This window comes from Variovorax sp. AC103 (assembly GCF_979254005.1).
On the sequence record NZ_CEEDFC010000003.1, the window covers coordinates 384,015 to 405,154 of the forward strand.

Annotated in this window: 19 protein-coding genes and 1 riboswitch; of the genes, 4 read left to right on the plus strand and 15 right to left on the minus strand. The window is 68.6% G+C overall.

Annotated features, from left to right (window positions below):
* Positions 1-257: 257 nt before the first annotated feature.
* From AC0IYU_RS06465 to AC0IYU_RS06475, 3 genes are read left to right on the plus strand one after another with little or no spacing between them, the layout of a single operon-like run.
* Positions 258-1,031, plus strand: a complete 774-nt coding sequence (locus tag AC0IYU_RS06465; protein WP_435488123.1) for a ferredoxin--NADP reductase — start codon at positions 258-260, stop codon at positions 1,029-1,031.
* 19 nt (positions 1,032-1,050) lie between these two features.
* Positions 1,051-1,836: a TetR/AcrR family transcriptional regulator gene (locus AC0IYU_RS06470; protein ID WP_472114287.1), complete on the plus strand. Its 786-nt coding sequence runs from the start codon at positions 1,051-1,053 to the stop codon at positions 1,834-1,836.
* On the plus strand, positions 1,782-2,981 hold the full coding sequence (locus tag AC0IYU_RS06475) for an amidohydrolase family protein (protein ID WP_472114290.1): 1,200 nt from the start codon (positions 1,782-1,784) through the stop codon (positions 2,979-2,981). The genes AC0IYU_RS06470 and AC0IYU_RS06475 overlap by 55 nt, the downstream gene beginning before the upstream one ends.
* A 30-nt stretch (positions 2,982-3,011) precedes the next feature.
* Here the strand turns inward: AC0IYU_RS06475 and AC0IYU_RS06480 are convergent, their stop codons facing one another.
* The 5 genes from AC0IYU_RS06480 to AC0IYU_RS06500 form a co-directional block, all read right to left on the minus strand.
* A complete protein-coding gene (locus AC0IYU_RS06480) occupies positions 3,012-3,416 on the minus strand; it encodes a GtrA family protein (protein WP_472114293.1) in 405 nt (134 codons plus the stop codon).
* On the minus strand, positions 3,413-4,399 hold the full coding sequence (locus tag AC0IYU_RS06485) for a glycosyltransferase (protein WP_472114295.1): 987 nt from the start codon (positions 4,397-4,399) through the stop codon (positions 3,413-3,415). The genes AC0IYU_RS06480 and AC0IYU_RS06485 overlap by 4 nt, the downstream gene beginning before the upstream one ends.
* The gene (locus AC0IYU_RS06490; protein WP_472114297.1) at positions 4,396-6,246 is read right to left on the minus strand and encodes an ArnT family glycosyltransferase; all 1,851 of its coding nucleotides are present in this window, start codon (positions 6,244-6,246) and stop codon (positions 4,396-4,398) included. Before AC0IYU_RS06490 ends, AC0IYU_RS06485 begins: the two co-directional genes overlap by 4 nt.
* A gap of 63 nt (positions 6,247-6,309) precedes the next feature.
* Positions 6,310-9,024, minus strand: coding sequence for a methionine synthase (metH, locus tag AC0IYU_RS06495; RefSeq protein WP_472114300.1), 2,715 nt, complete (start codon positions 9,022-9,024; stop codon positions 6,310-6,312).
* Positions 9,025-9,103: 79 nt separating this feature from the next.
* Positions 9,104-9,179: riboswitch (S-adenosyl-L-homocysteine riboswitch) on the minus strand.
* 169 nt (positions 9,180-9,348) lie between these two features.
* Positions 9,349-9,786: a PACE efflux transporter gene (locus tag AC0IYU_RS06500; RefSeq protein ID WP_435441457.1), complete on the minus strand. Its 438-nt coding sequence runs from the start codon at positions 9,784-9,786 to the stop codon at positions 9,349-9,351.
* Positions 9,787-9,888: 102 nt separating this feature from the next.
* Between AC0IYU_RS06500 and AC0IYU_RS06505 the strand changes: the two genes are divergently transcribed.
* Positions 9,889-10,812, plus strand: coding sequence for a LysR family transcriptional regulator (locus AC0IYU_RS06505; protein WP_435441456.1), 924 nt, complete (start codon positions 9,889-9,891; stop codon positions 10,810-10,812).
* Between the two features lie 12 nt (positions 10,813-10,824).
* Here AC0IYU_RS06505 and AC0IYU_RS06510 read toward each other — a convergent pair whose 3' ends face one another.
* From AC0IYU_RS06510 to hutU, 10 genes are all read right to left on the minus strand, one after another.
* Entirely contained in the window at positions 10,825-11,565 is a 741-nt protein-coding gene (locus AC0IYU_RS06510; RefSeq protein ID WP_472114303.1) for an SH3 domain-containing protein, read from the minus strand.
* 169 nt (positions 11,566-11,734) lie between these two features.
* Positions 11,735-12,790 carry a homocysteine S-methyltransferase family protein gene (locus AC0IYU_RS06515; RefSeq protein WP_472114306.1) on the minus strand — a complete coding sequence of 352 codons (1,056 nt, stop codon included), beginning with the start codon at positions 12,788-12,790 and terminating at the stop codon, positions 11,735-11,737.
* 51 nt (positions 12,791-12,841) lie between these two features.
* Positions 12,842-13,675, minus strand: a complete 834-nt coding sequence (gene hutG, locus AC0IYU_RS06520; protein WP_472114309.1) for an N-formylglutamate deformylase — start codon at positions 13,673-13,675, stop codon at positions 12,842-12,844.
* A gap of 8 nt (positions 13,676-13,683) precedes the next feature.
* Positions 13,684-15,075 (minus strand): formimidoylglutamate deiminase, encoded by a 1,392-nt coding sequence (locus AC0IYU_RS06525; RefSeq protein WP_472114312.1) that lies wholly within the window; start codon positions 15,073-15,075, stop codon positions 13,684-13,686.
* A complete protein-coding gene (hutI, locus tag AC0IYU_RS06530; RefSeq protein WP_472114314.1) occupies positions 15,072-16,298 on the minus strand; it encodes an imidazolonepropionase in 1,227 nt (408 codons plus the stop codon). Before hutI ends, AC0IYU_RS06525 begins: the two co-directional genes overlap by 4 nt.
* 27 nt (positions 16,299-16,325) lie before the next feature.
* Positions 16,326-16,898, minus strand: a complete 573-nt coding sequence (locus AC0IYU_RS06535; RefSeq protein WP_472114317.1) for a HutD/Ves family protein — start codon at positions 16,896-16,898, stop codon at positions 16,326-16,328.
* A 139-nt stretch (positions 16,899-17,037) separates the two neighbouring features.
* Positions 17,038-17,706, minus strand: coding sequence for an amino acid ABC transporter permease (locus AC0IYU_RS06540; protein WP_435488109.1), 669 nt, complete (start codon positions 17,704-17,706; stop codon positions 17,038-17,040).
* A 7-nt stretch (positions 17,707-17,713) separates the two neighbouring features.
* A complete protein-coding gene (locus tag AC0IYU_RS06545; protein ID WP_472114320.1) occupies positions 17,714-18,466 on the minus strand; it encodes a transporter substrate-binding domain-containing protein in 753 nt (250 codons plus the stop codon).
* Positions 18,467-18,513: 47 nt separating this feature from the next.
* Complete coding sequence (locus tag AC0IYU_RS06550; RefSeq protein WP_435488107.1) at positions 18,514-19,245, minus strand: IclR family transcriptional regulator; 732 nt, start codon at positions 19,243-19,245, stop codon at positions 18,514-18,516.
* A gap of 150 nt (positions 19,246-19,395) precedes the next feature.
* Entirely contained in the window at positions 19,396-21,123 is a 1,728-nt protein-coding gene (hutU, locus tag AC0IYU_RS06555) for a urocanate hydratase (RefSeq protein ID WP_472114323.1), read from the minus strand.
* Positions 21,124-21,140 lie beyond the last annotated feature (17 nt).

Here is a 21,140-nt window from a genome sequence, read left to right on the forward strand (position 1 = left end):
AACGTGCCGTCTGCCCGCTTGTGCAGCGACTTCCGTTTGTGTAGCATTCCCTACACTTTCATGTTGCGTTCACTACATTCGCGATCAATGTAGCAAACGGGCCCGATGCTTGCAATGGTGTTTTCTCGCGGTATCCATCGGGGTTTTTCCGACCAACGACAATGGAGGGTTCGGAGCCGGCCGACTGTTTTCGCCCCAAGGGCGTGCACGTCGGCTCAGCCAACCTCCCTTGTTTCCAACCAACTCTTGAGTTCCGTATGAGTGCATTCAGCGAAGAACGCGTCCTCAGCGTCCACCACTGGACCGACCGCCTGTTCACCTTCACCACCACGCGCGACCCGGCCTTGCGCTTCTCGAACGGTCATTTCACGATGATCGGCCTGAAGGTCAACAACAAGCCCCTGCTGCGCGCGTACAGCATCGTGAGCCCGAACTACGAGGAGCACCTCGAGTTCCTGAGCATCAAGGTCGAGGACGGCCCGCTCACCTCGAAGCTGCAGCACATCCAGGTGGGCGACACCATCATCGTGGGCCGCAAGCCCACCGGCACGCTGCTGATCGACTACACGCTGCCAGCCAAGCGCCTGTACCTGTTCGGCACCGGCACCGGCCTTGCACCGTTCATGAGCATCATCCGCGACCCGGACACCTACGAGAAGTTCGAACAGGTCATCCTGGTGCACGGCGTGCGCCAGGTCGACGAGCTGGCCTACCACGACCTCGTGACCGACCACCTGCCCAAGCACGAGATCCTGGGCGAGATGATTGCCAACCAACTGCTCTACTACCCCACGGTCACGCGCGAGGAGTTCCGCAACCAGGGCCGCATCACCGACCTGATCGAGAGCAACAAGCTCACCGACGACCTGGGCCTGCCCCCGCTCAATGTCGAGGAAGACCGCGTCATGCTGTGCGGCAGCCCCGGCCTGCTGGTCGACCTGAAGCACATTCTGGAGAAGCGCGGCTTCAAGGAAGGCAACACGAGCACGCCGGGCGACTTCGTGGTCGAGCGCGCCTTCGCCGAGAAATAAGCAGGACCTCGCGCGCCCGATGGCCGACAGCCGCTCCGCACCCAAGACCAAGCCCCAGCGCCGCACCGGCGTGCGCGAGGCGGCGGCCCAGGCCACGCGCGACAGCATCCTGAAATCGGCGACCAAGGTGTTCGCCAAGTACGGCTTCGACGGCGGCAGTGTGGAGAAGATCTCCAAGGCCGCCAAGTCGTACGACCGCATGATCTATTACTACTTCGGCAGCAAGGAAGGCCTGTTCATTGCGGTGCTCGAAGGCATCTACAAGCGCATGGACGACGCCGAGGCCGCCATCGCGCTGGACGTGTCGCGCCCGGTGGAGGCGCTCACCGAAGTCATCCGCTTCGTGCTGGGCTACTACCGCAAGAACCCCGAGTTCGTCACGCTGCTGAACACCGAGAACCTGCACAAGGGCCGGCACATTTCGAAGTCGCTGCGCGCACGCGAGTACTCGTCGCGCGCGGTGGCGATCCTTGCGGAAATCCTGGCCAGCGGCGCGGCCCAGGGCCTGTTCCGCAAGGACCTGGTGGCGCGCGACATCTACCTGCTGATCGCGTCCACGGGTTATTTCTACACCTCGAACCGTCACACGCTCACCGCCTTCCTCGGCGAGCCGATGGAGTCGCCGGAAGCCGTGACGCACTGGGAAGACTTCGTGATCGAGACGCTGCTGCGCACCGTGCGCGCAGACGAGCAGCTGCAAGAGCCGCAAGACAACAACACCACTCCCCCACCCCACGAGGACACATCGAAATGGCAGAAATCGCAGCCGGCGGCAAGTCGGGCAAGGTCGTCATCAAGAACATAGGGCTGCTGCTCTCGGGCGACATCGACAAGCCCATCCTCGACGCAGACACCATCGTGGTGAACGACGGCCTGATCGTGGCGGTCGGCAAGGAAAAGGACTGCGACCTCGAAGGCGCGCAGACCGTCATCGATGCGCGCAAGACCTGCGTGGCGCCAGGCCTGATCGACAGCCACGTGCATCCGGTGTTCGGCGACTGGACGCCGCGCCAGGGCCAGATCGGCTGGATCGACTCGACCATGCACGGCGGCGTGACGACCATGATTTCGGCCGGCGAGGTGCACCTGCCCGGCCGCCCGAAAGACATCGTCGGCCTGAAGGCGCTGGCCATCACCGCGCAGCGCGCCTTCGACAACTTCCGCCCCGGCGGCGTGAAGGTGCTGGCGGGCGCCCCGGTCATCGAGAAGGGCATGGTCGAGAGCGACTTCAAGGAACTCGCCGAAGCCGGCGTGGGCCTGCTGGGCGAAGTGGGCCTGGGTTCGGTCAAGGCCGGCTACGAGGCCAAGGAGATGGTGGCGTGGGCGCGCAAGTACGGCATCCAGAGCACCATCCACACGGGCGGCCCGTCGATTCCGGGCTCGGGCCTGATCGACAAGGACGTGGTGCTCGAGGCCGACGCCGACATCATCGGCCACATCAACGGCGGCCACACCTCGCTGCCCGAGGCGCATGTGTGCGAGCTGTGCGAGAAGAGCACGCGCGCCATCGAGATCGTGCACAACGGCAACGAGAAGGTGGCCATTGCCGCGGCCAAGGCGGCGCTGGAACTGAAGTGCCCGCACCGCGTGATCCTGGGCACCGACGGGCCCGCGGGCTCGGGCGTGCAGCCGCTGGGCATCCTGCGCATGGTGGCGATGCTGTCGTCCATCGCGAACATCCCGGCCGAGCTGGTGTTCTGCTTTGCCACCGGCAACACGGCGCGCATCCGCAGGCTGAACTGCGGGCTGATCGAAGTGGGCCGCGATGCCGACTTCGTCTTCATGGACCGTGCGCAGCACTCGCCGGCGGCGGGCCTGCTCGAAAGCGTGCAGCTGGGCGACATCCCGGGCGTGGGCATGGTGATGATCGACGGCATCGTGCGCTCGGGCCGCAGCCGCAACACGCCGCCCGCGACAGAGATTCCGGTGGTGGTTTCAGGCGCGCACTGAGCGCCCTGAAGGCTTTGGCGCCCGGCGGCCTCAGCCGCCGCGGTGCGAGCGAAAGACCAGGTAGCGCGCCGACAGGAAGTTGACACTCATGCCGGCCAGGCTGCCCACCGCCACGCCGACGGCGGCCGCCCAGCGGCCCTCCACCCAATGCAGCACGAGCACATAGGCGCCGTAGTTCAGCACCGCGCCGGCGGCCATGGTGGACAGGTAGGCCAGGTACTCGCGCCAGACCGATGCGCCGCCCGCCGATGCGCTGGCCGCGAAGGTGTAGCGCCGGTTGAACACCCAGGTGGTGGTGGCCGCCGCAAGGAACGACACCACGCGCGCCCCATACCAGCCCAGCAGCGGCGCCAGCAGGTAGAGCAACACCACGTCGACGACGAAGCCGATCACGCCACCCACGGCGAAGGAGAGGAACTCGCGCCCGATCTTCATTGCGCAATGCGCGAAGCGCTTTCCCGCACCCCGGGAATCGCCAGGTAGCGCAGCCGCTTGGCCTCCTGGCGCCCGAGCGTGACGGTATGCATCACGATGCCGCACACGAAGGACAGCATCGCGCCCAGCATCGCACCGGTGGCCAGCACCGCCGTGGGGAGCCGAGGCACCAGGCCGGTGTGCAGATAGGTCATGAGCAGCGGCACGACCAGCGCAATCGACAGCAGCACCAGCAGCGCCGCGATGATCGAGAAGAACTGCAGCGGCCGCTCGCTCACGAACAGCTTGCAGATGGTCTTGAGGATGCGCCAGCCGTCGCGGTAGGTCGACAGCTTGCTCACCGAGCCTTCGGGGCGCGTGCTGTAGGCCGTGCTTTCCTCGGCGTAGGGCATGCGCAGTTCGAGCGCGTGCACGGTGAGTTCGGTCTCGGTCTCGAAGCCGCGCGACAGCGCCGGGAACGACTTGGCATAGCGCCGCGAGAACACGCGGTAGCCCGAGAGCATGTCGGTGAGTGCACCGCCGAACAGCTGCGCCACCGCGCCGGTGAGCATGCGGTTGCCCAGGCGGTGGCCGGCGCGGTAGGTGTGCGCGTCGTGGCCGTCGTCCACGCGGTTGCCGACCACCATGTCGAGGTTGTCCGCCACCAGGCGCTCGATGAGCCGGCCGGCCGCGCCGGCGTCGTAGGTGGCGTCGCCATCGACCATCACGTACACGTCGGCCTCGACGTCGGCGAACATGCGCCGCACCACGTTGCCCTTGCCGCGCAAGGCCACGTGCGTGACGACGGCGCCGGCCGCGCGCGCGACGGATGCCGTGTCGTCGCTCGAGTTGTTGTCGAAGACGTGGATCCGGGCCTCGGGCAGCGCGGCGCGAAAGCCCGTCACCACCTGGGCGATGGCCAGCGCCTCGTTGTAGCAGGGGATGACCACGGCGATGCGCAGCGCGTTGCTGCGGTGGGAGGCGAAGGCTTCGATGTCGGTCATGGTGCGACAGGAAGGATACGGTAGACCCGGCTGCCGTCTTTCTCGTACTGCACTGCGAAGTACCTGTCGAAGTCGACGCGCGCGCTGAACACCGGCACCACATAGTTCGGCAGCACGACCGCGGTAAAGCCCAGGCCGCCGAGCTTGCGTGCCAGGTCACCGCCCGACAGGGCCCCGAAATCGGTGTAGCGCCACGGCCCGAGGGTGTCGCCCCAGATGGGGTTGGGGCCGTAGTAGATGGCCTCGTTCAGCGCGATCTGGTAGACCCGGCCGGTGGCGTTGCGGCGCAGGTAGTCCATGACGGCGTAGCCGGGCACGTGCTGGCGCAGCAAGGCCTCGCGCGCCTCGGGCGTGACGGAGATCATCGCGACCTTCACCGCGGTCTGGCGCACCGACACGGCGGCCAGCACGGCCAGCAGCAGCACGGGCACCCAGTCGGCCATGCGGGCGCCGGAACGCGCGGTGTCGCGGCTCATGGCACCTGTGGCCCCCTTGTCCATTGCGCCGGACTTCTCCCGCGCACCGAACAGGCGCCGCACCCACCCCGCGGCCCAGCCGAACAGCACCTGCCAGCCGATGGCCGCGATGGCGGCCAGCAGCGGGAACGAGGCCGTCAGGTAGCGCGGGTAGCGCGAGGTCACGACCCACACCACCACCGAGTACAGGCAGAACCAGCCGGCGGCGCGCACCGCGGCCGAGCGCTTCCACCACACGCTGAACGGCGCGAAGAACACCGCCCAGAGCAGCGCGTTGGGCAGCGCCGCGTGATCGCGCACGTCCGCCACCTGCTGCACGTAGTCGGCCGGCGTCCATTCGGTGAAGCCGAACACCCGCGCGCCGATGGGATTGAACGGGTCGCCGGTCATGACGGCATTGCGCGCGTACCAGTACACGCACGGCAGCAGGAAGCAGCCGAACACCAGCGCCCAGGCCTTGGGACGGCGCTCGCGGCGAACGACGAACAGCGCCACCAGCGGCAGGAAGATCAGCGCCTGGTACTTCGAGCCGGCCGCCACGCCGAGAAAGAACGCGGCCACGCCGAGCCAGCGCAGGCCGCCGTGGGCCCCGCGCCCGATGCCCGCGGGCAGGCCCGGCTCCGACTCGCGCCACCACCACAGCGCCACGCAGGCCGACAGCACGAACAGCGCCACGCCCATGTCGATCAGCGCGTTGGAATAGTCGCCCAGCCCCAGCCAGATGGCCGCGCCGATGCAGGCCGTGAGCCGGTTGACGTGCAGCATGCCCAGCCGGTAGATCATCGTCACCGACAGCGCACCGGCCAGGGCATTGAGAAAGTGCGGCAGCACGTCGTCGCTCACCTGCAGCGCGGCGGCATAGAGCAGGTTGTAGTTGTACGGGAACCAGGGGTAGCGCAACCAGTCGTGGATGCCCAGCGCGCCCTGCTGCGCCACCTGGCGGGCATAGGGCAGGTGGTACATCAGCTCGTCGAAGGCGATCGGCGGGGCCAGCGGCGCGACCAGCGCGGGCATCGCGACCAGGGCCAGCGCGATCATCGCGACGCGCTCGACGTAGGTCCACGGCGCCGCGGCAGGCTCGCTGGCGCGCAGGGCGCGCCGCTGGAGAAGCCAGGGTGGCAGCTGGACCGCCGCTGCCACGAAGCCCGCGGCGACCAGGGCCACGGTGGCACCGGTCTTGAAGGCGCCGAAGATGGCCAGCGCCTGGAAGGCGCAGATGAACAGGCCCACGCCCAGCGCCACGGCCATGGCCGCTTCGAGCCCCAGGTCGCGGCGCGGCGGTGGCGCCAGGCGGGCCAGCAGTGCGCGGCCATAACCCCAGCAGCTGAAGACGAAGACCGCCAATGCCGCGTAGTGCGCGGCTGCAAACATCAGCTTCTGAATAACAACTCCCGGTGCCGGGCGGCCACGCCGGCCGGCAGGTTCAAAGGACCTTCAAAGATTGGGCGCCAGCAGGCGCTCGAGCTCGGCTTCGCTTTGCTTGCGCCGCGCGGCCTGGTCCTGCAACTGGTCGTGCCCGATCTTGCCGACGTTGAAGTACGTCGCATCGGGGTGACTCAGGTAGAAACCACTCACGCTGGCGGCGGGCATCATAGCGAGGCTTTCCGTCAGGGTCATGCCAATGTCCGCGCAGGCCAGAAGGTCGAACATCGGGCCCTTCACGCTGTGGTCGGGGCAGGCCGGATAGCCCGGCGCGGGGCGGATGCCGCGGTACTTCTCCGCAATCATCTCGTCGTTGCTCAGGCCCTCGTCGGCCGCATAGCCCCACAGGTCGGTGCGCGCGCGGTGGTGCAGCGACTCGGCGAAAGCCTCGGCCAGGCGGTCGGCCAGGGCCTTGAGCATGATGGCCGAGTAGTCGTCCAGGTCGTCGATGAAGTACTTCTCCTTCTTCTCGACGCCCAGGCCGGCGGTGACGGCGAACATGCCCACGTAGTCCTTCAGGCCGCTGGCCTTGGGCGCGACGAAGTCGGCCAGGCAGCGGTTCGGGCGCATCACGCCGTCGATGACCTGCTTCTCGGTCTGCTGGCGCATGCCGTACCAGGTGAGCGCCACCTCGCTGCGCGTCTCGTCCGTGTAGAGCTCGATGTCGTCGTCGTTCACCGTGTTGGCGGGCCAGAAGCCGACGATGCCGGCCGCGCTGAGCCAGCGGCCTTCGATCAGGCGCTTGAGCATGCGCTGGCCGTCGGCATACACGCGCACGGCCTCGGTGCCGACGACTTCGTCCTTCAGGATGGCGGGGAACGGGCCGGCCAGGTCCCAGGTCTGGAAGAACGGGCCCCAGTCGATGTACTTGGCGAGCTCGGTCAGGTCGTAGTTCTTGAACACGCGCCGGCCGATGAACTTGGGCACGGGGGGCGTGTAGTTCGACCAGTCGATGGGCGTCTTGTTGGCGCGCACCTTGGCCAGCGGCCACAGCGGCACCTGCTTCTTGTTGGCGTGCTGGGTGCGCACCTTGTCGTAGTCGGCGTTGATCTCGTCGATGTAGGCCGCGGCCTGGTCGGACAGCAGGCTCTGCGCCACGCTCACGCTGCGCGAGGCGTCGGGCACGTAGACCACGGGGCCCTCGTAGTGCGGCGCGATCTTCACGGCCGTGTGCACGCGGCTGGTGGTGGCGCCGCCGATCATGAGCGGAATCTTCCTGATGCGGAAATGGTCGTCGCGCTGCATCTCGCCGGCCACGAACTGCATCTCTTCCAGGCTCGGCGTGATCAGGCCCGACAGGCCCACGATGTCCGCGCCCTCGACCTTGGCGCGCGCCAGGATCTCGTGGCACGGGACCATCACGCCCATGTTCACCACTTCGAAGTTGTTGCACTGGAGCACGACGGTGACGATGTTCTTGCCGATGTCGTGAACGTCGCCCTTGACGGTGGCGATGATGATCTTGCCCTTGGTGCGCACGTCGCGGCCCGCCGCCTCGTCACGCAGCTTTTCTTCCTCGATGTAGGGGAGCAGGTGGGCCACGGCCGACTTCATGACGCGCGCCGACTTCACCACCTGCGGCAGGAACATCTTGCCGGCGCCGAACAGGTCGCCCACGATGTTCATGCCGTCCATGAGCGGCCCTTCGATCACGTGCAGCGGACGGCCGCCCTTGGCCAGGATCTGCTGGTAGGCCTCTTCGGTGTCTTCGACGATGAAGTCGGTGATGCCGTGCACCATCGCGTGCGACAGCCGCTGGTTGACGTGCACCGGGTTGTCGGGCGTGCCGCGCCATTCGAGGCGCTTGCTTTCGTCCTTGGCGCCGCTCTTGGCGGTTTCGGCCACTTCGACGAGGCGTTCGCCGGCGTCAGGGCGGCGGTTGAGCACCACGTCTTCCACGCGCTCGCGCAGCGTGGGCTCCAGGTCGTCGTACACGCCCACCATGCCCGCGTTGACGATGCCCATGTCCATGCCCGCCTGGATGGCGTGGTACAAAAACACGGTGTGGATGGCCTCGCGCATCGGGTCGTTGCCGCGAAAGCTGAAGCTCACGTTGCTCACGCCGCCCGACACCTTGGCGCCCGGCAGGTTCTGCTTGATCCAGCGCACCGCGTTGATGAAGTCGACCGCGTAGTTGTCGTGCTCCTCGATGCCGGTGGCAATGGCGAAGATGTTGGGGTCGAAGATGATGTCTTCCGGCGGGAAGCCCACCTCGTCGACCAGGATGCGGTAGGCCCGCTCGCAGATCTCGACCTTGCGCGCGTAGGTGTCGGCCTGGCCCTTCTCGTCGAACGCCATGACAACCGCGGCGGCGCCGTAGCGGCGCACCAGCTTGGCCTCGTGCTTGAACTTGTCGACCCCCTCCTTCATGGAGATGGAGTTGACGATGCCCTTGCCCTGGATGCAGCGCAGGCCGGCCTCGATGACGTCCCACTTCGAGCTGTCGACCATCACCGGCACACGCGCGATGTCGGGCTCGCTGGCAATCAGGTTCAGGAAGCGGACCATGGCGGCCTTGCTGTCGAGCATGGCCTCGTCCATGTTGATGTCGATCACCTGGGCGCCGTTCTCGACCTGCTGGCGCGCGACGGCCAGGGCCTCTTCGAACTGGCCGTTCAGGATCATCCGCGCGAAGGCCTTGGAGCCGGTGACGTTGGTGCGCTCGCCGATGTTGACGAACAGCGTGCCCTCGCCGATGGCGACCGGTTCGAGGCCGGACAGCTTCATGGGCGGGGGCGCCAGGGGCGCGGAATCGGGGGTAGCTGGAGCGGAAATCTGGGACATGGCCTCACCTGCGGAAGAGTCGAACAGGCGAGCGTCGTTGTCGCCCCAAGCCTGACGGCCGGCCTGTGAGGCCCACCGCTGCAACGCTCCTTGGGAAGGGCCGCATTTTAGGGCGATTCGAATGGGGCCGGGGAAAACCCCAGTTCCCGGCTTCGCCCGCGTCCAACTCGTTCAACGACACCGGGCGCCCGCGGCCGAGCAGTGCCTTGGCCATGCGCGCTGCCGGCCGCGAAGGCCGGCCCGCATGGCGACTAAGTAAGCGCCGGCTTATGCCGGTTGTGGCTCGCCCATTGCGGACGCCGGCAGGCCGAACACCCGGTCGAAGGCCCAGTTGAAGACGAAGGTGTAGACCAGGAAGAACACCACCAGGCCCAGGTCCATCACCAGCGCCTGCCAGAGCGACACGCCCAGGCCCCAGGCGAACATCGGCACCAGGAAGGCGATCAGCCCGCCCTCGAAGCCGATGGCATGGGCGATGCGGCGGCGCACGCTGCGCCCGCGCACGGCCTGGCGCGATTCCCAGCGCTCGAACAGCGCGTTGAAGACCAGGTTCCAGATCACCGCGATGACCGAGGCGCCTACCGCCAGCATGCCCGAATGGCCGAGCCCGGCGTCCGTCATCAAGGCCAGCCCCGCGCTGGCCGCGACGATGGCGATGCCCTCATAAAGGCTGATGTAGACGATGCGACGTTGAATGCCCTGCATGACTTCTTCTCTTGGTTGGTGACTGCGATGACTGGACTTTATGTGTCATTCGCTGATATAAAAAGTTAACTTGTTTCAGGTTTATTGATAGGTCGAGCGCCAATGGCTTTCTCCAGTGACAACGTAGAGGTCTTTCTGGCCGTGATCGACCACGGCTCCTTCTCGGCGGCGGCGCGGGCGCTGCGCAAGGTGCCGTCGGCCGTGAGCATGGCCATCGCCAACCTGGAGGCGGAGCTCGACCTGCCGCTGTTCGACCGCAGCGGCCGCGAGCCCCAGCCCACGCCCGCCGCACGCTCCCTGGAGCCCCAGGCGCGGCTGCTGGCCTCCCAATTGCGGCAACTGCAGGTCCAGGCGCTGGCGCTCACGCAGGGGCTGGAAGACCGGCTCACGCTGGCCATCGCGCCCGAGCTGCTGGCCGCCCCCTGGAGCGGCCCGCTGGCCGAGCTGGCACGCGAGCACCCGCTGCTGCAGGTCGAGGTGCTGGCCGCGCCGCAGGCCGATGCGCTGGCACTGCTGCACAGCGGCCGCGCGCAGCTGGCCCTGGTGTTCGAGCGCCCCAGCCTCGACGGCCGCGAAGGCTTTCAGGAGGTGGGCAGCGACCTGATGGTGGCGGTCATTGCGCCCGACCACCCCGTGCTCGCCACCAACGGCGGCCGGCTGCGCGAGGACCACCTGACGAACACCCGGCAGATCGTCGTGGCCGGGCGCGACCTGACCACCAGCGACCCGAGGTTCGTGTTCGCGCGCCACGTCTGGCGCACCGACAACGCGCTGGCCGCGCTGAGCCTCATTACCGCCGGGCTGGGCTGGGGCTGGCTGCAGCGCAATTTCGCCAAGCCGCACGTGGCGGCCGGCGCGCTGATCGAGATTCCGTTCGAGAACCTCAGCAACGGGCTGGACCTGTGGGTCGACGTGGTCTGGTCGCGAGAGCGGCCGCTCGGGCTGGGCGCGCAGCGCTTCGTGGCGCTGATTGCGCGCAACCGCCAGGCGGCGGGGGAGTGCGGCGTGAAGACCGGCGGGCTCTAGCGCCCGGGTGCGTCACCGGCCGTGGCCGCCGCCATGGCCCCCGCCGTGCCCGCCGCCACCGTGGCCGCCGCCTCCCGGCCCGCCACCGTGCGGGCGCCCACCGCCGCCACCCGGGTGCGGCCTGCCCGGCGGCGGTCCGGGGCGAAAGCCCGGCTGCGGCCGGGGCAGCCTGAACCCGGGGTCGGCCGGCGGGCGAAACCCCGGCGCCGGCGGGGGACGAAACCCCGGCGCTGGCGGCGGGCGAAAGCCCGGGCCTGGTGGCCGGAACCCCGGCCCGGGCTGCCACGGATGCGGCTGCCACCCCGGCCTGACCGGCGGCGGCGGACGCCAGCCCGCCACCGGCGGCGGTGGCCGATTTCCCCACCAGCGCCGGTCGCCGTACCAGGGCCGGTCGCGGTAGTAGTTTGCCCAGTAGCTGCCGATCGCGAAGCCGACGATCGGCACCCCGATCACCGCGCCGTAGGTGGCCAGCGGCACGCGTTGGTCTTGGTAGCCGTAGTCGAGGTTGCGCGACCAGACCCAGCCGCGCCCGCCGTCGGGCAGCACCACGTCGCACCAGCCGTAGCCATTGGTGCAGCCGACCACCTCGAGCGGCTGGCCCGGCGCGAGCCGCGCCACCATCGGATAGTCGCCCGACGGGCCGGCGCGCAGGTTGACGGCGCCGCGTGTGAAGGCCTGCTGCGCCTGAGCCGCGAAGGGAAGGACCACGGCCAGCGCGCCGATGCCGATCCAGCGACAGGTGTTCGGGTTCATGAAATGCTCCTTGCGCCCAGCCTAGGCGCACCACGAAAACCCGTCAATCAGCCCCAAACTCTTATTCGCGAAACACCGAGGAACCGGCTTCGCCGGGCCTCAGGTGTTGCCCCCGGCAGGGGGAAGGAGAAGCGACACGAAGTGTGCGAAGCCTGGGGGCGAGCCAAATTCAGGCGGCTTCGCGGTAGAAGCCGGCGCTTTTGCTGCCCAGCGCGCGGCCCGACACCGGCGCCACGGCCTTGCCGATCGCCGCGATGTGGTCCGGCGTGGTGCCGCAGCAGCCGCCCACGATGTTCACCAGCCCCGCGGCCGCGAACTCGTGCAGCAGGCGCGAGGTGACGTCGGGCGTCTCGTCGAAGCCGGTGTCGCTCATGGGGTTGGGCAGGCCCGCGTTCGGATAGCAGCTGATGAAGGTGTCGCCCGCCACGCGCGCCAGTTCCTGGATGTACGGGCGCATCAGCGCCGCGCCAAGCGCACAGTTCAGGCCGATGGCCAGCGGCTGCGAATGGCGCACGCTGTGCCAGAAGGCGGTGACGGTCTGCCCGCTCAGGATGCGGCCCGAGGCGTCGGTCACGGTGCCGCTGATGATCAGCGGCAGGCGCTGCCCGCTGTTGTCGAAATACTCGTCCACCGCGAACAGCGCGGCCTTGGCGTTGAGCGTGTCGAAGATGGTCTCGACCAGGATCACGTCGGCGCCGCCTTCGACCAGCGCTTCGGTCTGCTCGTAGTAGGCCGCGCGCAGCGATTCGAAATCGACATTGCGCGCGCCGGGATCGTTCACGTCGGGGCTGATGCTCGCCGTCTTGGGCGTGGGGCCGAGGGCGCCGGCCACGAAGCGCGGCTTGTCGGGGGTGCTGAACTTGTCGCAGGCCGCGCGCGCGAGCTTGGCGGACTCGAGGTTCATCTCGCGCGCCAGGTGCGCCATCTTGTAGTCCTCCTGCGCGATGGTGGTCGCGCCGAAGGTGTTGGTCTCGATCAGGTCGGCGCCGGCGGCCAGGTAGGCCTCGTGGATGTCGCGGATCACGTCGGGGCGCGTGAGCGAGAGCAGCTCGTTGTTGCCCTTCACGTCGCGCTCGAAGTCCTTGAAGCGCTCGCCGCGGTACTGCTCCTCGGTGAGCTTGAAGCGCTGGATCATCGTGCCCATGGCGCCGTCGAGGATGGCGATGCGCTTTTCAAGGATGCCGGCAAGTGCCTGGCCGCGGGTGTAGACGATGGGCTTCTTCATACCCCCGATTGTAGAAACCGCAGGCCGTCCCCTATGCCCGTCAGCCCTTTGTCACTTCTTCGGGGGCGCTTCCACGAAGGCCAGCACCGCCTCCAGCATCGCCCGCACATGCGGCTTCACGCCCGCAGCCACCTGCGGCAGGTAGTCGAACGGCAGCGCTTCCTGCATGTAGCTCGACTGGGTCATCTCCAGCTGCACCGCATGAACGTTCTGCGCCGGGTTGCCGTACTGGCGGGTGATGTAGCCGCCGGTGAAGCGGCCGTTGAGCACGCCGGTGTAGCCGGTGGCGCGCTCGGCGATGCCCAGCAGCGTCTGCGCGAGTGCCGGGTCGCAGCTGGTGCCCTTGCCGGTGCCCAGGTTCAGGTCGGGCAGCTTGCCTTCGAAGAAGCGCGGCAGCACCGAGCGGATGGAATGCGCGTCCCACAGCGCGATCGTGCCGTGCGCCGCCTTCAGGCGGTCCAGCTCGGCCTGCAGCTGCCGGTGATAGGGCTGCCAGATGGCATCGCGGCGCTGGGCAATTTCTTCCTCGCCCGGCACGTCGGCGGCGTTCGCATAGACCGGGGTGTCGTCGAAGGTGTCGACCGGGCACAGGCCGGTGACGCTCTGGCCCGGGTACAGGCTGGCGCCGTCGGGCGGACGGTTCAGGTCGACCACGTAGCGCGAGTGCGTGGCCACGAGCACCGAGGCGCCCAGCGCGTCGGCGAAGTCGTAGAGCTGCTCGAGGTGCCAGTCGGTGTCGGGCACGTGGCGCGCCTCGTCGGTGAAGCGCGCGGCCAGCGCGGGCGGCACGTGGGTGCCGACGTGCGGCATCGAGATGAGCAGCGGCCGCGTGCCCTGGCGAAAGCGGAACGGCGGCTCGGTGGTGGAGAAAGGCGTGGTGGCCATGGTGGGGGTCAATCCTTGAGTAGTTGGGTGCGCGCGGCCACGAAGGCCGCCGCGGCCTCGCCGTGCAGCGCATGGCGGCCGGCCGACACGCGCGTGCGGCCCGCCACCCAGACGGTGTCGATGGCCGAGGTGCGGTGGCTCGCGAAGACGTGGGCCGAGAGCATATCGGGCGCGCTCAGGCCTTGCAGCGCAAGGTGCGATGCGTCGAGCACCACGAAGTCGGCCTGCTGGCCCACGGCCAGACCTGCTGAACCCGGTGCAGCGCGGCCCGACGCCTGCGCGCCGCCCCGCACCGCGTCGAGCGTGAACGCGGTCGCCACATGCGGCTGGGCGGCCGTCGCGCCCACGTTGCGCTGGCGCCGGGCCAGGCGCTGGCTGTACTCGAGCATCAGCAGCTCTTCCGCCGCGTTCACGCTGGCGTGGCTGTCCGAGCCCACGCCCCAGGCGCCGCCGTGGCCGCGCCACTTGGCGAAGTCGAAGATGCCGTCGCCCAGGTTGGCCTCGGTCGTCGGGCACAGGCCCGCGACCGCGCCGCTCTGCGCCGCGTACTCGTACTCGGCGTCGTTCATGTGCGTGGCATGCACCAGGCACCAGCGCGCATCGACGCTCGCGTGGTCGAGCAGCCACTCGACCGGGCGCAGGCCGCTCCAGGCCACGCAGTCGTCCACTTCCTTGGTCTGCTCGGCGATGTGGATGTGGATGGGCGCGGTGCGGTCGATGGCCTCCAGCCCTGCGACGGCGTCGCGCAGCCCTTCGGGCGGCACGGCGCGCAGCGAGTGCGGCGCCAGGCCCAGGCGGGCGCCCTGCGCGTCGCACACGGGCTTGAGCGCTTCGAGCAGGCGCAGCATCGAGTCGGTCGAGCGGATGAATCGGCGCTGCCCGTCGCTGGGCGGCATGTCGCCGAAACCGCCGGTCTGGTAGAGCACCGGCAGCAGCGTGAAGCCGATGCCGGCCTTGCGCGCAGCGCGCAGCAAGGCGAGGCTCAGCGTCGCGTCGTCGGCATACGGGGCGCCGTCCACGTCGTGGTGCACGTACTGGAACTCGCACACGCTGGTGTAGCCCGCCTCGAGCATCTCGGCGTAGAGCCAGGTCGCGATGGCTTCCATGTGCTGCGGGCCGAGGCGCGCGGCAAAGCGGTACATCAGCGTGCGCCAGCTCCAGAAGCTGTCGTGCTCCCCGGCGCGGTGCTCGGTGAGGCCGGCGAAGGCGCGCTGGAAGGCATGCGAATGCAGGTTGGGCATGCCGGGGATCAGCGGCCCCCTGGCGGTGTGGGTGTCGATGGGGCGCTGTGCGCCGGCCTGCACCTGCGTGAGCAGGCCGGCATCGTTCCACGCCAGCAGGACGTTCTTCGCCCAGCCCTCGGGCAGCAGCGCATCGGCGGCGAAAAGCGTGTGCGTCATGCCTGCGCTCCGATCGCGATGCGGCCCTGGCGCACCACGATGCGCACGGGTTGCTGGCCGAACCAGTAGGCGAGCTCGGCCGCTTCGCGCACGTTCCACAGCACGAAGTTGGCCGGCATGCCCGCCGCGATGGCGCCATGCGTGTCCTGCAGGCCCAGCGCGCGCGCGGCATGCACGGTGACGCCAGCCAGTGCCTCGGGCACGGTGAGGCGGAAGAGTGTGCAGGCCATGTTCACCATCAGCAGAAGACTCAGTGCCGGCGAGGTGCCGGGGTTGTGGTCGGTGGACACCGCCATCGGCACGCCCGCGGCGCGCAGCGCGGCGATGGGCGGCAGGTGCGTGTCGCGCAGCGTGTAGTACGCGCCGGGCAGCAGCACGGCCACGGTGCCCGAGCGGCGCATCGCCTCGATGCCGTTGGCCGACAGGTGCTCGATGTGGTCGCACGACAGCGCACCATAGCGCGCGGCCAGCGCGGCGCCGCCCATGTCCGACAGCTGCTCCGCATGCAGCTTCACCGGCAGGCCCAGCGCCTGCGCGGCCTGGAAGACCTGCTCGGTTTCTTCGAGCGAGAAGGCGATGCGTTCGCAGAACACATCGACCGCGTCGACCAGGCCTTCGGCGGCGAGCGCGGGCAGCATCTCGCGGCACACGAGGTCGATGTAGTCGTGGCTTCGGCCGGCGTATTCCGGCGGCAACGCATGCGCGCCGAGGAAGGTGGTGCGCACCGTCACGCCGTAGGCCTCGCCCAGGCGCCGCGCCACGCGCAGCTGCTTGCGTTCGTGTTCGAGCGAAAGCCCGTAGCCCGACTTGATCTCGATGGCGCACACGCCGCCGGCCAGCAGCTGTTCGAGCCGCGCCGCGGCCTGCGCGAACAGCGTGTCCTCGTCGGCCTCGCGCGTGGCGCGCACCGACGACACGATGCCGCCGCCGGCCTGTGCCACTTCCTCGTAGGTCGCGCCCGCGAGCCGCATCGCGAATTCGTTGGCGCGCTGGCCGCCGTAGACGAGGTGCGTGTGGCAGTCGACCAGGCCCGGCGTGGCGAGCGCGCCGCCGCCGTCGTGCGGCGCGAGGCCCGCGAACTCGGCGGGCAGCGCGCCGCGCGCGCCGACCCAGCGGATCGCGCCCTGCACCACCGCGATGGCGGCGTCTTCGTTCGGTTCGGACGCGAGCCGCAGGCCGGTCCAGAGGCCGTCGGCCGAGGGGAAGTTGTGGGCGGGGTTCATCGTCTCTTGGGTCGTCGTTGTCCGGGGTCAGGCCGGGAGGATGCGCACGGCCATCAATCGCGCGTCGGGGCCGTCCGGCAGCGCCTGCCGTGCCTGTGCGGCATCGGCCCAGCGCAGGCCCTCGCCTTCAGGGCATTGCGCGTCATCGAGGCGCCATGCGCCGCGCAGCGCCAGCAGCACGCCATGCGGCGCAGCCTCGATGGCCGAGGCGCTGTGAAGCACTTGCACGTCGGCACGCCACTGTCCGCGCCGCGTCATCACGTTGAAATCGTTCGACGCACCGCCGAGCAGCGTGCAGTCGATGGCCTCGTCGCCGCTGAAGGCGAAGGGTTGGTGCGGCACGTCGAGCCGGTGGTCGATGCGCGCGTCGTGCGTGAAGAGGCGCACGCCGTCGCCTTCGAGCAGCGTGATGACGCGGTCGATGCCCGCGAACACGGAGAACGGCCCGGCGGCTGCGATGGTGGCGATGCTCACCCGCCAGCCGAAGCTGTCGAGCGGCGCGCCCTGCGGCCAGCTGGCGATTTCCTGCGTGGTGCCGCCGCCGTTTTTCCAGGGCGTGACAGGCAGGGTCGCGCGTGAGAAGCGCTGCACGCCGTTCATTGCGTCTCCTCTTGCCCCTTGCCCTTCCGGGGGAAGGCTGGGATGGGGGCAGCGCCCAACGAGCGTCGTGATCGGGTCGAGGCCGTCCCCCAGCCCTCCCCCGGGAGGGGAGGGAGCAATGCAAATGCAGTCGCACCGCTCATCGCATCAACCCGCCCTGGCGCAGCTTCTGCTCGAAGTGCCGCAGCACCAGCGTCATGGTTCCCGTGAGCACGAAGTACACGACGGCGATCGCCAGGTACACCTCCAGCGACCGGTACGACACGCTGATGATCTTCTGCCCCTCGTGCATCACGTCATGGATGGTCAAGAGCGACACCAGCGCCGAATTCTTGATGAGCGCGATGAACTCGTTGCCCAGCGGCGGAATCATGCGCACCACCGCCTGCGGCAGCACGATCTGGCGCATGGCCGTGCCGGGCGTCATGCCCAGCGATTGCGCGGCCATGGTCTGGCCCTTGTCGATCGACTGGATCGCGCCGCGCACGATCTCCGACACGTACGCGCCGGAGTACACGCCGAGCCCCAGCACGCCGCACAGGAAGGCCGGCAGCAGGATGCCGAAGTGCGGCAAGCCGAAGAACAGGATGAACAGCTGCACCAGCAGCGGTGTGCCGCGAATGGCCGCCACGTAGGCGGTGCACACGCCGTAGATCCAGCGCCGCTTCGGGTTCAGCCGGCCGATGCCGACCACCAGGCCCAGCAGGCAGCCGAGCGCCAGCGCGCACGCGGTGATTTCCACCGTGACCAGCGCGCCGCGCAGCAGGTCGGGCCAGCCTTGCCAGACGGGCGAAAAGTCGAGATCCATGCTGCGCTTACTTGGCGTTGGCGCTGAACCACTTCTTCACGATCTGGTCGTAGGTGCCGTCGGCCTTCAGTTTCTCGATGGCGCCGTTCACCGCCTTGGTCAGCTCGGGCGTGTCCTTGCGGATGGCCATGCCGTATTCCTCGGTGGTGATCTGCTCGGGCAGCACCTTCAGGCCGCCGCGCGTGCGCACGTACTGGTAGGCGGCAGGCTTGCCGGTGACGGCCGCGTCGGCACGGCCGATGTCCACCAGGTTGAACATCTCCTGGTTCTTCTCGACTTCCAGCAGTTGCACCTGCGGGAATTTCTCCTTGGTGTACGACACCGACTTGGTGCCCACCTGCACGCTCACCTTCTTGCCGTTGATGTCGGCCGGCGTCTTGATGGCGGTGTTGCCGTCCTTCACCATCACGACCAGGCCGCCCGCGTAGTAGGGCACGGTGAAGTCGACGACCTTCTTGCGCTCGTCGGTGATGTAGATGCCCGACACGGCCATGTCGAAGCGCTTGGAGATCAGCCCCGGCACCAGGCCCTTGAAGTCGATGTCGATCCACTCGACCTTGCGGCCCAGCGTCTTGCCGATGGCTTCCACCAGTTCCACGTCGAAGCCGGTGCGCTTGCCGTTCTCCACGAACTCCATGGGCGGGAAGGTGGCGTCGGTGGCCACGCGCAGCGGCTCGCCCTGCGCGTGGGCACCGGCGGCAAGGCCGAAGAACGCAAGACTGGACAGGGCGGCGGCGACGAGGGTGCGGCGGGTGTTCATGGTGGGAAGGCTTCCGTGGGAATGAAAAAGAAAAAAGCAGCGCGCAACTACTGCAGGGCGCGGGAAATGCGGGCCGCCGTGACGACGGTCATGTGGAGCAATGCAGCTTCCATGCCCTCGACGCGCGTAAGCGGCGCCATGAGCGTGATCGCGCCGCGCAGGCGGCGCCCGGTGGCGAGCACCGGGGCACTCGCGCCCCACACGCCGGCGTCGACCTCGCCGTGGGTCACGGCATGGCCGGCTTCGCGGATGGCGTCGAGTTCGGCGGCGCGCGCGGCGCGGCGTTCGGGCGCCTCATTCAGGCCTTCGAGCAGCGCATCGCGCTGGTCGAGCGGCAGGTGCGCCAGCAGGCACTTGGCGCTGGCGCCGTCGCGCGCCGGCACGCTGCGGCCGCGGTCGAAGGAGCAGCGCAGCGACTGCTCGCTGTCGATCATCTCCAGGCACACGACGCGGTCGTTCACCACCGTGACCAGCGCCACGCTCTCGTGCGTCTGCTGGGCCAGCGTGCGCATGTCGGCGCGTGCGGCCAGCACGAGGTCGGAGTTGCCGTCGAAGCCGCTGGCCAGCTGCACGCTCACCGGGCCCGGCGAGTAGCGCCCGTCGGACTCCATCACGAAGCCCCAGCGCCGCAGCGTGGCGACCTGCCGGTACAGCGTGCTCTGCGACAGGCCGGTGGCCTGCACCAGTTCGGCCGCCGTCATCGCCGACTTGCTCTGCGCCAGCACCGACAGCACGAAGAGCGCGCGGTCGTTGGCGGGAGTGTCGCTGGTGAGGGTCATGGCAGGCGGTCGCGAACGAAAGTGAAACCGGCTTGCAGTATCTTGCTCGCCGTTCTCACTTCCAAGCCCCTATTCCCAGCGAGTGGGAATGGCCGCGATTTTTCTTTCTACCTTCGTCTTAACGACGTTGCGCCTTGTGGGTCCACTCGCTCACTTGACCATGGGCAGCTTCAGCCCCTTCGCCTTGGCCGTGGCCACCGCGATGTCGTAGCCCGCGTCAGCGTGGCGCATCACGCCCGTGGCCGGGTCGTTCCACAGCACGCGCTCGATGCGCTTGGCAGCCGCGTCGGTGCCGTCGCACACGATCACCACGCCCGAGTGCTGCGAGTAGCCCATGCCCACGCCGCCGCCGTGGTGCAGGCTGACCCAGGTGGCGCCGCCCGCGGTGTTGAGCAGCGCGTTGAGCAGCGGCCAGTCGCTCACCGCATCGGTGCCGTCCTTCATGGCTTCGGTCTCGCGGTTGGGGCTGGCCACCGAGCCGGTGTCCAGGTGGTCGCGGCCGATGACGATGGGCGCCTTCAGCTCGCCGTTCTTCACCATCTCGTTGAAGGCCAGTCCGGCGATGTGGCGCTCGCCCAGGCCCAGCCAGCAGATGCGCGCCGGCAGCCCCTGGAAGGCGATGCGCTCGCGCGCCATGTCGAGCCAGCGGTGGGTGTGGGTGTTCTCGGGGAACAGCTCCTTGATCTTGGCGTCGGTCTTGTAGATGTCCTCCGGGTCGCCCGAGAGCGCCACCCAGCGAAACGGCCCCTTGCCTTCGCAGAACAGCGGACGGATGTAGGCGGGCACGAAACCGGGAAAGTCGAAGGCGTTCTTCACGCCCTCGTCGAACGCGACCTGGCGGATGTTGTTGCCGTAGTCGACCGTGGGGATGCCCATGGCCTGGAAGTCGAGCATGGCCTGCACGTGCACGGCGCACGACCTGGCGGCCGCCTTCGTGAGCGCTTCGTGCTGCGACGGGTCTTTCATCGCGGCCTGCCATTGCGCAACGCTCCAGCCCGAAGGCAGGTAGCCGTTGATCAGGTCGTGCGCGGAGGTCTGGTCGGTGACCAGGTCGGGCTTGATGCCGCCGGCCTTCGCGCGCTTCACGAGTTCCGGAAGGATGTCCGCCGCATTGCCCAGCAGCGCGATCGACACCGCTTCCTTCGCGTCGGTGTGCTGCTTGATGAGCTCGAAGGCATGGTCGATGTCGCGCGCCTGCTTGTCGACGTAGCGGGTGCGCAGGCGAAAGTCGATGCTCGACTGCTGGCACTCGATGTTGAGCGACACCGCGCCCGCCAGCGTGGCGGCCAGCGGCTGCGCGCCGCCCATGCCGCCCAGGCCGGCGGTAAGGATCCACTTGCCCGCCCAGCTGTTGCCGTAGTGCTGGCGGCCGGCTTCGACGAAGGTCTCGAAGGTGCCCTGCACGATGCCCTGGCTGCCGATGTAGATCCAGCTGCCCGCCGTCATCTGGCCGTACATGAAGAGGCCCAGGCGGTCGAGCTCGTTGAAGTGCTCCCAGTTGGCCCACTTGGGCACGAGGTTCGAGTTGGCCAGCAGCACGCGCGGCGCGTTCTCGTGCGTCTTGAAAACCCCCACCGGCTTGCCCGACTGGATGAGCAGGGTCTCGTCGTCGTTCAGTTCCTTCAGCGACGCGAGGATCTGGTCGTAGCAGGCCCAGTCGCGCGCGGCACGGCCGATGCCGCCGTACACCACCAGGTCCTGCGGGCGCTCGGCCACCTCGGCGTCGAGGTTGTTCTGCAGCATGCGGAACGGCGCTTCGGTGAGCCAGCTCTTGCAGTTCAGTTCGCTGCCGCGCGGGGCGCGGATCACGCGGGTCGGGTCGTGGCGCGGGTCGGTGGCAACAGGGTTGTTCAGGGCGAATTTCTCGGGAGCGTTCATGGCGTGGTTCTCCTAAT